Annotated in this window: 14 protein-coding genes; 13 read left to right on the top strand and 1 reads right to left on the bottom strand. The window is 39.0% G+C overall.

Annotation, left to right across the window (positions count from 1 at the left end):
- Positions 1 to 4: 4 nt before the first annotated feature.
- The 6 genes from AC2S94_RS02005 (at position 5) to AC2S94_RS01980 (ending at position 3,647) form a co-directional block, all read left to right on the top strand.
- A complete protein-coding gene (locus tag AC2S94_RS02005; protein ID WP_484629842.1) occupies positions 5 to 985 on the top strand; it encodes a cytochrome c oxidase subunit 3 in 981 nt (326 codons plus the stop codon).
- 17 nt (positions 986 to 1,002) lie between these two features.
- On the top strand, positions 1,003 to 1,365 hold the full coding sequence (locus AC2S94_RS02000; RefSeq protein ID WP_484629841.1) for a cytochrome C oxidase subunit IV family protein: 363 nt from the start codon (positions 1,003 to 1,005) through the stop codon (positions 1,363 to 1,365).
- 84 nt (positions 1,366 to 1,449) lie between these two features.
- A complete protein-coding gene (locus AC2S94_RS01995) occupies positions 1,450 to 2,094 on the top strand; it encodes a hypothetical protein (RefSeq protein WP_484629840.1) in 645 nt (214 codons plus the stop codon).
- On the top strand, positions 2,095 to 2,829 hold the full coding sequence (locus AC2S94_RS01990) for an SCO family protein (RefSeq protein WP_484629839.1): 735 nt from the start codon (positions 2,095 to 2,097) through the stop codon (positions 2,827 to 2,829). It begins immediately after the preceding gene.
- Positions 2,826 to 3,365, top strand: a complete 540-nt coding sequence (locus tag AC2S94_RS01985; protein ID WP_484629838.1) for a DUF420 domain-containing protein — start codon at positions 2,826 to 2,828, stop codon at positions 3,363 to 3,365. The genes AC2S94_RS01990 and AC2S94_RS01985 overlap by 4 nt, the downstream gene beginning before the upstream one ends.
- A 45-nt stretch (positions 3,366 to 3,410) precedes the next feature.
- The gene (locus AC2S94_RS01980; protein ID WP_484630889.1) at positions 3,411 to 3,647 is read left to right on the top strand and encodes a hypothetical protein; all 237 of its coding nucleotides are present in this window, start codon (positions 3,411 to 3,413) and stop codon (positions 3,645 to 3,647) included.
- A gap of 9 nt (positions 3,648 to 3,656) precedes the next feature.
- On the opposite strand, the gene AC2S94_RS01975 is transcribed toward AC2S94_RS01980, so the two are convergent.
- Positions 3,657 to 4,850, bottom strand: a complete 1,194-nt coding sequence (locus tag AC2S94_RS01975; protein ID WP_484629837.1) for an acyloxyacyl hydrolase — start codon at positions 4,848 to 4,850, stop codon at positions 3,657 to 3,659.
- 183 nt (positions 4,851 to 5,033) lie between these two features.
- Between AC2S94_RS01975 and AC2S94_RS01970 the strand changes: the two genes are divergently transcribed.
- The 7 genes from AC2S94_RS01970 (at position 5,034) to tsaB (ending at position 12,834) form a co-directional block, all read left to right on the top strand.
- Entirely contained in the window at positions 5,034 to 5,735 is a 702-nt protein-coding gene (locus tag AC2S94_RS01970) for an ABC transporter ATP-binding protein (protein ID WP_484629836.1), read from the top strand.
- The gene (locus AC2S94_RS01965; protein WP_484629835.1) at positions 5,728 to 6,981 is read left to right on the top strand and encodes an ABC transporter permease; all 1,254 of its coding nucleotides are present in this window, start codon (positions 5,728 to 5,730) and stop codon (positions 6,979 to 6,981) included. The genes AC2S94_RS01970 and AC2S94_RS01965 overlap by 8 nt, the downstream gene beginning before the upstream one ends.
- Positions 6,974 to 8,236, top strand: a complete 1,263-nt coding sequence (locus AC2S94_RS01960; RefSeq protein WP_484629834.1) for an ABC transporter permease — start codon at positions 6,974 to 6,976, stop codon at positions 8,234 to 8,236. The genes AC2S94_RS01965 and AC2S94_RS01960 overlap by 8 nt, the downstream gene beginning before the upstream one ends.
- 26 nt (positions 8,237 to 8,262) lie before the next feature.
- On the top strand, positions 8,263 to 9,381 hold the full coding sequence (locus AC2S94_RS01955) for an efflux RND transporter periplasmic adaptor subunit (RefSeq protein ID WP_484629833.1): 1,119 nt from the start codon (positions 8,263 to 8,265) through the stop codon (positions 9,379 to 9,381).
- Positions 9,382 to 9,442: 61 nt separating this feature from the next.
- Entirely contained in the window at positions 9,443 to 10,879 is a 1,437-nt protein-coding gene (locus tag AC2S94_RS01950) for a TolC family protein (RefSeq protein WP_484629832.1), read from the top strand.
- Between the two features lie 3 nt (positions 10,880 to 10,882).
- Positions 10,883 to 12,163, top strand: a complete 1,281-nt coding sequence (locus tag AC2S94_RS01945; RefSeq protein ID WP_484629831.1) for an efflux RND transporter periplasmic adaptor subunit — start codon at positions 10,883 to 10,885, stop codon at positions 12,161 to 12,163.
- An 11-nt stretch (positions 12,164 to 12,174) separates the two neighbouring features.
- Entirely contained in the window at positions 12,175 to 12,834 is a 660-nt protein-coding gene (gene tsaB / locus AC2S94_RS01940) for a tRNA (adenosine(37)-N6)-threonylcarbamoyltransferase complex dimerization subunit type 1 TsaB (RefSeq protein ID WP_484629830.1), read from the top strand.
- Positions 12,835 to 12,841 lie beyond the last annotated feature (7 nt).

Below are 12,841 nucleotides of genomic sequence, written 5' to 3'. Positions count from 1 at the left end.
TTCTATGGAGGCTACTGTCGTTAGAACAGGCACAGAAGGTAAAACCTGGGGTGGTGGTAATCAACCACTAAAAGCAAGTTACGGAAAGATGATGATGTGGTTTTTCATCCTTTCTGATGCTTTAACATTTTCAGGATTCCTTGCCGCTTACGGTTTTTCAAGATTTAAATTCATCGATTCATGGCCAATCGCCGATGAGGTGTTTACTCACTTCCCATTTTTACATGGAGTTGACGCTCCTATGTATTATGTGGCCTTGATGACATTTATACTTATTTTCTCATCTGTGACGATGGTTTTGGCGGTAGACGCCGGTCATCATATGAAAAAAGGGAAAGTAACTATTTACATGTTTCTTACCATTATTGGTGGTTTGATTTTCGTTGGATCTCAGGCCTGGGAGTGGAAAAACTTCATTAGCGGGGAATACGGAGCAGTAACAACCAAAGGAGGAAATATTCTTCAGTTCATTGATGGTGAAGGAGAGCGCGTAGCTTTATCTGAAATTGCCGTGCCAATCGCCGGAGATAGGGTAGAGCATGAAGCTAACAATGGTATTTGGTTCGACTCTGGTGAGTCGCTTCCAACTTATAGCCTTAATGAAGTAAAAGCAGGATTTATTCAAAATGAGGATCTTCTAATAAGAACACAAATACTTACCGAAGAAGGTGAGAAAACAATTCTTACCAGAGAAGAATCATTAATGAAATTGAATAATGAAGCAATAGGAACCGTAGAAGGAGCTAACCTTTCTGAAAATGAATATGGAGCACCTTTATTTGCAGATTTCTTTTTCTTCATTACAGGATTCCATGGATTCCACGTATTTTCAGGGGTGATCATTAATATCATCATTTTCTTTAACGTGATCATTGGTACTTACGAGAGAAGAGGAAGTTACGAGATGGTTGAAAAAGTTGGACTTTACTGGCACTTTGTAGACCTTGTATGGGTATTTGTATTTACATTCTTTTACCTGGTTTAATTCTGAAATAAATTATTATGGCTCACGATACAACACATAATCACGGATCGGCAAGCAAAAGGATCTGGTCAGTTTTCGCAATTCTTTCAGTAGTAACAATTATTGAAGTTATTCTGGGTATCATTAAACCAGAAATTTTAACTGACACTTATCTTTTAGGAATGAAGTTGCTTAACTGGATCTTCATTATCCTTACCATATATAAAGCATACTATATCGCATGGGCGTTCATGCACCTTGAGCATGAAACCAAAGGAATGCGTAGAGCAATCGTTTGGACTGCGGTATTCTTAATTTGTTATTTGATCTTCATCCTTCTTACTGAAGGTGGTTACATTTATGACGTTTACAAGTCTGGTCATGTAGCCTGGGATTTTTAACAAAAGTTAAAAGTATTTGAAAAGGCGGTTTTATGAAACCGTCTTTTTATTTTTGTGGCCCCTTGTAAAACTGGTTTTCAGCTTATGAAAAAGTTTCTGGTACTCGGTATTCTATTTGCCCTTCCAATTACCGCATACTTGTTTTTTGCTTCCGGAAAGAACAATTTTGCCAAGCTTCCTGTGTTAACTGAAAATGTAAAGGATATTTCCAATTTTACTACAGATTCAGAAGAACCAATCTCTTTTAAAAATCATATTAATGTCGTAGCCTTTTTTGGTTCAGACCTGGAAAATATAAAGGGAAACACTTTCAATCTGGATAAGAAGATCCTCGAGAAATACTACGATTTTGATGATTTTCAGTTTGTCCTGATCCTACCCGAAGAAGCAAGGGAGGAAACTACAGAATACATTCAAAGTTTCAATAAGATCACCGAGTCTTCAAAATGGAAGATCGCATACGCCAGTCCGGAAAAAATTTCGGAGGTTTTTCAGAGTTTTGATACTCCGCATAAATTGGATGAGAAAAATCATACTCCCTATGTTTTCATAGTTGATAAAGACCTTAACCTTCGCGGTAGGGATGACGATGAAGATTATGGCGAACTTTACGGTTATGATTCCAGGGATGTGGCCGAGCTGAATAACAAAATGAATGATGATGTAAAGGTGATCCTGGCGGAATACAGACTGGCTTTAAAAAGAAATAATTCGGAAAGAAAAAAATAGATGAAAAATTACTCATACGTTGGAATATCTCTGGTGATCCTTGTTTTCGGAATTCTATTCATTCCGAAGATCATTGATAGGATTAGCGAAGATGAAGTAGTAAAATCTGACCGACTCAATCAAAAACGGGAAAAATCGATTAAAGATTCAGGTGAGGCCTTGTCTTATATAGAAATTGATGGTGAGCGTAAGAAAGCTCCGCAATTTGAATTTGTGAATCAATATGGTGATACCATAAATAATGCGGATTATAAAGGTAAGGTTTACCTGGTAGAATTCTTTTTTACCACCTGCCCAACCATCTGTCCTATCATGAATAAGAATCTGGTGGAAATTCAGGATGAATTTGAAAATAAAGATGATTTTGGGATCGCTTCATTTAGTATAGATCCTGCACATGATACTCCGGAAGTTCTATCAGAATATGCTGAAAATTATGGTATAGATCATCCTAACTGGAACCTCATGACCGGGGATAGAGAAAAGATCTACGACCTGGCGAATAAAGGTTTTGGACTTTATGCAGGAGAAGATGCAGATGCAGCCGGAGGATTTGCTCATCAAGGAATGTTTGCACTGGTAGATCAGGATGGATATATCAGGTCTCGAAAAGATCAATTTGGTAACCCGGTGATTTATTACAGGGGTTCTGTAGAAAGGAATAAGTCTGTAGTCCAGGGAGAAGAGGAACCGCAGATCGATATATTAATTGAGGATATAAAGAAGTTACTTTGAAAACAACAATAAAGTCATCAGATAAGGTTGCGGTACCTGTAATTATAGGGCTTTCCATTGCGGTGCCGGTAATTGTACTGGTTCTAATGTTATTGCCGGAACGTTACAATATGTTCGGTGTAGATGCGATCACGTTCCCGCTTTTCCACGGAATATTGAATTTCCTAACTGCCGTTCTATTGATAATCGGGTATTTTTACATGAAAGCCGAAAAATACCTGGAACATAGAAATACGATGATCGCTGCTTTTGGTCTTTCCGTTGTATTTCTTCTAAGTTATGTGCTATCAAAGATCAGTAATGAACCGGTTCCATATGGCGGTGAGGGGATTTTGAGGTATGTGTATTTTTTTATACTTATTACGCATATCGTTCTTTCCGGAATTATAGTGCCATTGGTTCTTTTTACAATGTATCGTGGTCTTAGCGGCCAGTATAAAAAACATTCAAAAGTTGCGAGGTATACGTTTCCAATCTGGCTGTATGTTGCTGTAACCGGTGTACTGGTGTTTCTGTTTATGATGCCATACTATTGATCAAAATTGGTTAATTTTGCATGTATTTGAGAAATTGAGTTGATGATGAAGAATTTGAAATACATACTTATAATCTTTCTGGTACTTTTCCTGGTGCCGGAATTCGCTGAGGCGCAATGTGCGATGTGTCGCGCGGTTCTCGAAAGTGAAGCCGATCAAAGTACTGCCAAAGGTATAAACGACGGAATTCTTTATCTCATGATTTTTCCTTACCTGCTTATAGGAGGTGTTGGTTACTTTATCTATCGTTCCCGTAAGAAGCGAAAAAAATCTATTTCCTAGTTTCTGAATTTAGTAGAGAGCGTATCCAAAATTTATGGAAAGCGGAACTGCTACACCTGGATTTTCAGTGAAGATATTTCCATTGGAAAAATGAGCTATCTTCAGGTCCAGATTGTAATTTCTTTCTTTACCGAACAAAAATCCGATTCCCATAAAATCCTGGAAAGTAAATTCTTCCCCGGTATCGATATAATCAAGAATACTCGAAGATACATATGCTGGCCCAATCAGTGAATAATTGAAATAAAGGTCTACCGGCTTCGTTCTTAAGAACCACCACTTTATCACAGGGAATACTGAAACTGTATAGAACGAATCACCTTTTTGGGTATTGTAATAAGACATACTGGCTCCTGCACTGAATGAAAAACTTTTTTCTGTATGAAAAATATTCTTCTGATAAAACGCCGAGATCCCATTTTCTACAAAAACATCACCAAGCCAGAAAATTGGAATACTGGTATCCAGTCCGCTGGAGAATTGCCGATTGATATCAAAACCAGCGAAATCTGAAGCATACCCTATTTGGAATAAATGATCTGGGAAAGCGTATTTAGTATTTAAATAAGAGGATTTTATTTCTTCTGAAGCTTCTCTAACATGATATACGATACCACCGGCAAGGAAACTTGTAGAGGGTTGATCGAATTTGTCATTTTTCGGAGAATAAGTAAAATTTACAGAAGCATCGATTTTTGAGGAAATAGGATAGAGCAACCCGGTAGAAGCGATCGGGTAGATATATCTTATAGATGGTATTACGACTTCCTGATTGATTTTAAAGCCCGTTCGCGCGACATTGCTAACTCCCGCTTCCACATATAATCTGGTATTGCTGAACAACCTGAAGTTTCTCCTTCCGCTTAATGCCCAGATATTGGTCCATACTGATTTATCGAATTTTCTGGGTTCATCAAATTCGTACTGCACCCATGCTCCCGGTCGCATCACACTAAATTCCACATCCCATTTGTCTGTTACATGGTAACCTACGGAAAATCTACCGGCAAAGGCATTTCTTCCTGTAATTCCGGTAGTTTCAAGATTTCCTCGTAGAAGATCTTCAGTATATTTTACATTGATTACTCCAAAATTCGCCGATAAATAGAGGCCGTCAAGAGAATTCTTTTCTTCAGTTTTCTGAAAGGAATAGGAAGATTTAAAAAATAGCAATAGGAACAGAAATGAAAAGGTCTTTTTCATGAAACGCACAGGTAGAATAATTACAATAGATTACGGGATTTTATGATTTAAGCCAGTTTCAGGGATTAATCCCGGCAAAGAAACAGAAAGATTATATGATTTTTATAACATAACTGTAACATTTTAATTTTTTGGTAGTCTTATTAATTAGAGAGTCATTTCTCTATTTAACAACCATCAATCATGATCGAAATATCAAATCTTCACAAATCCTATAAAATGGGAGCTAATTCTCTTCATGTTCTTAAGGGAATTAATTTGGATGTAAAGGAAGGTGAGCTCGTATCTATCATGGGTTCTTCAGGATCAGGAAAATCGACGCTTCTTAATATTTTGGGGATGCTGGATGAAGCTGATGAAGGCTCTTATATTCTTGACGGTGTGCCGATTAAGAATCTTAACGAGAAAAAAGCTGCAAAATACCGGAACAAATTTTTGGGTTTTATTTTCCAGTCTTTCAACCTTATATCCTACAAAACAGCTTTGGATAATGTCGCTCTACCCCTCTATTACCAGGGTTTTTCCCGTGGTGAACGCATGGATAGAGCAATTAGTTACCTGGAAAAAGTTGGGCTTGCAGATTGGGCAGGACATTTACCAAATGAACTTTCAGGTGGACAGAAACAGAGGGTTGCCATTGCAAGAGCTCTTGCCAGCGATCCAAAAGTTTTACTAGCCGATGAGCCTACGGGAGCGCTGGATACAAAAACTTCTTATGAAGTTATGGATCTTATTCAGCAAATCAACGATGACGGAAGAACCATTCTGGTGGTCACCCATGAACATGATATCGCCCAGATGACCAAAAGGATCGTAAATCTGAAAGATGGTGTAATAATAGAAGATACGGTAGTTTCACAGGTAAGAGCCATAGAAAATGTTTGATTTAGACAGGTGGAACGAAATCTTCGAAACGATTCGTAAGAATAAACTGCGAACATTTCTAACAGGACTTAGCGTTGCTTCCGGGATATTCATTTTGGTTATTTTACTGGGTATTGGTGAGGGAATGCGTAATGGGATCGCTCGTGAGTTTGAGCAGGATGCTTCCAACCTTATTTATGTATTTCCCGGCGTTACTTCCAAGGAATATAAAGGACTGAATCCTGGAAGAAGGATACAGATGAAGAATGAAGACTACAACAAGATTCTTCAATTATATGGAGATAGATTAGACAAGGCAGCCTCTACATTTCAAAACTGGGGGATGGTGCTTAACTACGGAAAGGAATCAGGCTCTTATGAGGTGCGCGGAAGTTTCCCGGCATATCAGGATCTTGAAAATATTTCACTGGTAAGCGGAAGATTTATCGATCTAAATGATTTGGATAATTCTGAAAAAACCATGGTGATTGGTAACCGTATAAAAATGGATCTTTTCAAGGATAAAGATCCTATCGGCGAAATCGTACAGGTTTCGGGAGTTAATTTTAAGGTTGTTGGAGTTTATACAGATCCCGGAGGAGAAAGAGAAGAGACCAGGGCTGTTGTTCCTATTACCACAGCTCAAAAAGCTTTTGGAGCGGGAAATAATATAGACCGGTTATATCTTACTTTAAATCCGGAAGAAGATTTTGACAAGGCTGTGGCTGCATCAACGCAGTTCTCTGCTGATCTGGAAGAGTTTTTAAAATCAAGACATACCATAGCGCCAGATGATACCAGCGCACTTTATATCAATAATAGTCTTGAAAACGCAAAGAGGTTCTTCACCCTTATGGATATGATCAAGTTTTTTTTCTGGGGAGTGGGTATCTGTACCATTATCGCTGGAGTTGTTGGGGTGAGTAATATTATGCTGATCATCGTAAAAGAGCGTACTCGCGAAATCGGGATTAGAAAAGCTCTTGGTGCACAGCCAATGTCAATCATTGGTATGATTCTGCATGAATCCATTTTTGTAACAGCTATTGCCGGATTTTTAGGACTGATTTTCAGTCTGGCTTTACTCGAATTTGTTGGTCCCGCTATTGAAACCCAGTACATATACAATCCAACAGTGAACTTTACTGTAGCTATAAATACAGTTTTCATACTCGTAATTGCAGGTGCCCTTGCCGGATTTTTTCCCGCATGGAGAGCTGCGAGAATCAAACCGATAACAGCTTTAAGAGACGAATTATATGTTTAGCAGGGATCGTTGGGAAGAAATTATAGAAGCCTTAACCGCAAACTGGTTCAGAACCATTTTAACCGCCTTTGGTGTTTTATGGGGGATTTTTATCCTTGTTATTCTACTAGCCGCGGGAAAAGGACTTGAAAACGGAGTTAAACAGGGTTTTAGTGGAATCGCGACCAATACCATGTTCATGTGGACACAGGTTGCTTCTAAACCGTATAAAGGAATGCCGAAAGGCCGCAGATACAGTTTTGAGATAGAGGATGTGGCTGCGATCAAGGAACAGGTTCCGGGATTAAGATTTGTATCTCCAAGAAATCAGCTTGGTGGTTTTGGAGGAGATAATAATGTGGTTCGTGGATTAAATAGCGGAGCATTTAATGTTTATGGAGATTATCCTGAAATTATTCAGCAGGAAACCATGGATATCACTTCAGGAAGATTTTTGAATTATTCAGATATAGACGGAAAACGAAAAGTCGCAATCATAGGTGACGGAGTGGAATCTGCCTTATATGATAAGGGAGAAGATCCGCTAGGTACTTATATCAAGATCAATGGCGTGAACTTCATGGTCATCGGGACTTACAAGAAAAAAAGCAGGGGCGGAGATGCAGAAGAAGGTCAGAAAGAGATCTATGTGCCATTTACCGCATTTTCCCAGGCTTTCAATCGCGGAAATAAAGTAGGCTGGATGGCTATTACCGCAAAAGATGGTTCTTCAATTACGAACCTGAAAGGTAATATTATAGACATTATAAAAAGTAGACATACGATTCATCCTGAAGATGATCGTGCAGTAGGTAATTTTGATCTTTATCAGGAATTCAGCAAGGTGAACGGACTATTTGTAGCCTTAAAAGCCGTGGCTTATTTTGTGGGGGTACTTGTCCTGCTTTCAGGAATTATCGGGATCAGTAATATCATGCTCATCGTGGTAAAAGAAAGAACCAATGAAATCGGCGTTCGTCGTGCTTTAGGAGCAACACCATGGTCTATCAGAGGTCAGATCCTAATGGAATCTATTTTTCTTACCATTATTTCAGGAATGGCCGGTATTATCCTGGCCACCGGAGTTATCTGGCTGGTAAATCTTCAGCTCGATAATATGGATACTTCAGAAATGATGTTCTTAAATCCGTCGGTCAACCTCGGCGTGGTAATAATAGCCTTAACCATATTAATAATATCCGGTTTACTGGCCGGTCTAATCCCAGCACAGCATGCGATCAAGGTGAAACCTGTAGATGCTTTGCGTACTGAATAGAAAGTAAATAGAAACACAATCAAAAAATGAAAAAATTTGTAACCATCGGAATTTTAGTGCTTATCGCGGTAACCTTTGTGGGCGCATTGTACTATTTGTATCAAAAAAATCAGGAAGATCCCGTTGTCTACGAGACAGAGGAGCCTACTGAAAAGACTATCATCAAAAAAACAGTTGCTACGGGAAAAATTGTTCCGAAAGAAGAAGTACTTATCAAGCCGAATATTTCTGGAATCATCGATGAAATATATATTGAAGCAGGAGACAAGATCAAGGCAGGAGATCTAATCGCCAAGATCAGGGTGATCCCTAATGTTTCTTCACTTCAAAGTGCTAAAGACGCTGTGGCAACCGCAAGGATCAACCTTGAAAACGAAAGAAAAGTATTTGAAAGACAAAAGGAGCTTTTCGATAAAGGCGTGATCGCAGCTAATGATTTTGATGCTGCTGAAGTTAGCTTTAAGAGAGCAGAACAGAATTATAAATCAGCTCAACAGAACTATGAGATTGTTCGTACAGGAACTACCAGCGGAATTGGAAGTGCGGCGAATACCTTAATTAGATCTACCGTAGAAGGAATGGTGCTGGATGTTCCTGTAAAAACCGGAAATCAAGTGATTGAAAGTAACAATTTTAATGATGGAACTACCATCGCTACTCTGGCAGATGTAAATGAAATGATCTTCGAAGGGAAAGTTGATGAAAGCGAGGTTGGAAAGATCAAGGAAGAGTTACCTCTTCAGGTAACTGTAGGAGCGATTGAAAATAAATCCTTTGATGCGGTGCTTGATTATATAGCGCCAAAAGGAGTGGAGGAAAATGGAGCTATTCAATTCGAGATCAAAGGGACCTTGAGCAAAGCAGATACTACTTTCATCCGTGCAGGATTAAGTGCCAACGCATCGATCATCCTGGCGAAAGCTGAAAATGTGCTTTCCATCAAAGAAGCGCTAGTTCAATTTGATTCTGAAACACAGGAGCCATATGTTGAAATAATGACTGGAGACCAGGAGTTCAAAAGACAGGATGTTGAACTTGGAGTTAGTGACGGGATCAATGTAGAAGTGATTAGCGGGGTAGAAAAAGGAGATAAGATCAAGGTTTGGAACCAGTTGAAACCTGCAATGAACATCGCTCAAAACTAGAAAATTTATTCCTGGTGTAACAACCTACACATTTTACAGACATATCTTACAGAATAACATTATGAAGAATTTTAGCTTAATATCCATACTATTGCTTTTTTGCAGCCATTTAAGTGCGCAACAAAAGGAGTGGACTTTAGAAGAGTGTGTTAATTACGCGCTGGAGAACAATATTCAGGTAAAGCAATCTGAGCTTGACCTGGAAGTTTCAGACATTGAAAAGAGGGATGCCCTGGGAAATTTTATTCCGAGTATTAATGCACAGGCATCTAACTCCTGGAATACAGGTTTAACCCAGAACGTTACTACCGGTATCCTTCAAAATCAGACGGTAAGAAACTTTTCTGCCGGAGTTACTGCAGGTATTACTCTTTTTGACGGATTAAGAAATTTCAAACAACTACAAAGAGCCAGGATTTCGAGAATGGCTAATGAATATTCGCTGGATAAGATGCAGGATGATATTGCTCTTTTTGTAGCCGATTCTTATTTACAGGTATTGTTTAATAAACAGAATCTTGAGGTGCTTCGTGCGCAAAATGAAGTAACCGTTGAGCAGCTTCAAAGAACACAGGATCTTGTAGATGCAGGAGTTCTTCCAGAAGGAGATCTTTTGGAGATAAGAGCAACCATGGCTGATGAAAAGCAGCGTATGATCCTTGCAGAAAATCAGATCCAGATCTCATTGATCAGCTTAGCTCAGATTCTGGGAATCCAGGATTATAAGAATTTCGATATTGTAGATCGCGATTATGATGTATTCGGAAATGAAATTCTTGAAAATTCTGCTGATGAGGTAGTTCAAAGAGCAAAAGAAGAACGTTCAGAGATCAGGATCGCAGAAGCCAATATGGAACTGGCTGAAAAGGATGTAGAGCTTGCTAAAGGAGCTTACATGCCAACGCTGAATGCATTTTTTAATTACAATACCAGGGAAACCGGGCAGGGAAGAATAACCGGGGCTGTGCTAGATCCTAATGAGCCAACAAGACAGATTGGAGTAGTTGAGGGTTCTCAGGAAATTGTAGTGGCACCAAATACGATCCCAACATTAGGTAGTCCGTTGCCGTTTATTGAGCAACTTTACCGAAACGACGGTATTAGCTATGGATTCCAGTTGAATGTGCCGATTCTGAATGGATTTGCCACAAGGAACCAGGTAAGAAGAAACGAAATAAATGTAAAACGCGCTGAATATCAGTTAGAGCAGGCAGAATTAGACCTGGAAGCCAATGTTTACCAGGCTTATACGGATGCTAAAGGTGCTTTTGAAGCTTATGAAGCAGCACTGGTAGCTTCTGAAGCACAGGCAAAAGCTTACGAATATGCTACAGAACGTTATGATGTAGGATTGACCAATGCTTTTGATTTCAGTCAGGCGAAGATTCGTTACGAAAACACACAGAGAGAAGCCTTGAGGGCTAAATACGACTATATTTTTAAATTAAAGGTTGTAGAATTGTATTTTGGAATTCCGGTTCGGGATTTAAAATTTTAAATAATGAATAAAAAGACACTTTTCATCATTCTTGGGGTTGTAGTAGCCTTGATTATTGTTCTGGTAATTGGTAAAAAAGCCGGTTGGTTCGGAAAATCAGCGAATATCAAAGAGGTTGAGATCACAGAGATCCAGCCTATAGATATTACTGAAACTGTTTCAGCTACTGGAAAGATTCAGCCTGAAGTTGAAGTTAAACTTTCTTCCGAAGTTTCCGGAGAGATCATAGAATTACCTGTGGTGGAAGGTCAAAGTGTTCAAAAAGGAGATTTGCTGGTTCGAGTAAATCCTGATATTTATCAGTCTAACGTACAAAGAGCCCGCGCAAGTTATCAGAATTCCAGAGCGAATTATGCGCAGACTCAGGCGAATTTAAAACAGGCGGAAGCTGATTATAACCGAAATAAAACTTTATTCGAAAAAGGAGTTATTTCAAAAGCTGAATGGGACGGAGTAGTTTCTAATTATGAAATGGCTCAGGCAAACAAAGAATCTTCCTATTATAGCATGCAGAGTAGTGCTGCTACGGTAACCGAAGCACAGGATAACCTTGGAAGAACCAATATTTACGCGCCAATGACGGGAACTATTTCCAAGCTGGATGCTGAACTTGGAGAAAGAGTTGTTGGAACCCAGCAAATGGCAGGAACCGAAATTCTTCGCGTAGCCAATCTTGAAAATATGGAGGTCGAGGTTGATGTGAATGAAAATGATATCGTAAAGGTTTCTGTAGGAGATTCTACTATTGTTGAGGTTGACGCCTATCTTGGAAGAGAATTTAAAGGTGTGGTTACTGAAATTTCAAATAGTGCTGATAATACGCTAACCACAGACCAGGTTACAAATTTCAAGGTGAAGGTTAGAATTCTGAAAGATTCATACACAGATCTTATGGAAGGAAAACCGGAGAATTATTCTCCTTTCAGACCGGGAATGACGGCAACGGTAGATATTATTACAAATAAACGTATGGACGTGATCGGTATTCCTATCAGTTCTATAGTTATTAAAAGCGATACGACTTCAACCAAAAAATCATTTACTGATAAACCTTCTGGAAATAATGATGAAAAATTTGAATGTGTATTTGTTAAAGACGGCGGAAAAGCTAAACTCCGCGTTGTAGAAACCGGAATTCAGGATGACTCAAACATTGAGATCAAAAAAGGACTGAAAAAAGGAGACGTCGTTATTACCGGGCCATACAGCACGGTGACGAAAAGTTTAGATTCTGGGGACGAAATAGAAGTGAAGAACGAAAAGGCGGAGAAAGAAACCGAATAAATACGCAAATTTTGGCAACGATATTATGTCTGGAGACCGCTACCACTAATTGTTCAGTTGGGGTAGCAAAAGATGGAAAGATCCTATCTCTTAAAGAAGATAATAGTAAGAATTATTCCCACGCAGAAAAATTACATTTATTCATCAATGAAGCTTTGGCAGATGCCGGCATCAGCAAAGATGAGCTTGATGCGATTGCGGTAAGTAAAGGTCCCGGGTCTTACACAGGGCTTAGAATTGGTGTTTCAGCAGCCAAAGGGCTTTGTTTCTCACTGGACATACCTCTAATTTCAATTCCAACTCTTGATCTTCTTGCCTTTAAATTGAAGAAGGAAGATGGAATGATCATTTCCATGCTTGACGCGAGAAGGATGGAAGTATATTCTGCAGTTTTCGATTCAGACCTTAATCAGGTTAGAGCTACCGAAGCGCAGGTTTTAGACGAAAATTCTTTTCAACAATACCTGGAAAAATCGAAGGTTCATTTTATCGGTAACGGAGTTGCGAAATTTGAAGATATCTGCAATCATTCTAACGCTGTATTTCATAAGCAGCAATTTCCTTCAGCTAAAGAAATGGCTGAATTGGCAGAATTCAAGCATCAAAAAAGCGACACCGAAGATGTCGCTTACTTTGAGCCTTATTATCTTAAAGACTTTATTGCGGGTTAAAGAGTTT

This window comes from Christiangramia pacifica (assembly GCF_057221535.1).
This window is presented reverse-complemented; position numbering and strand designations above follow the sequence as displayed.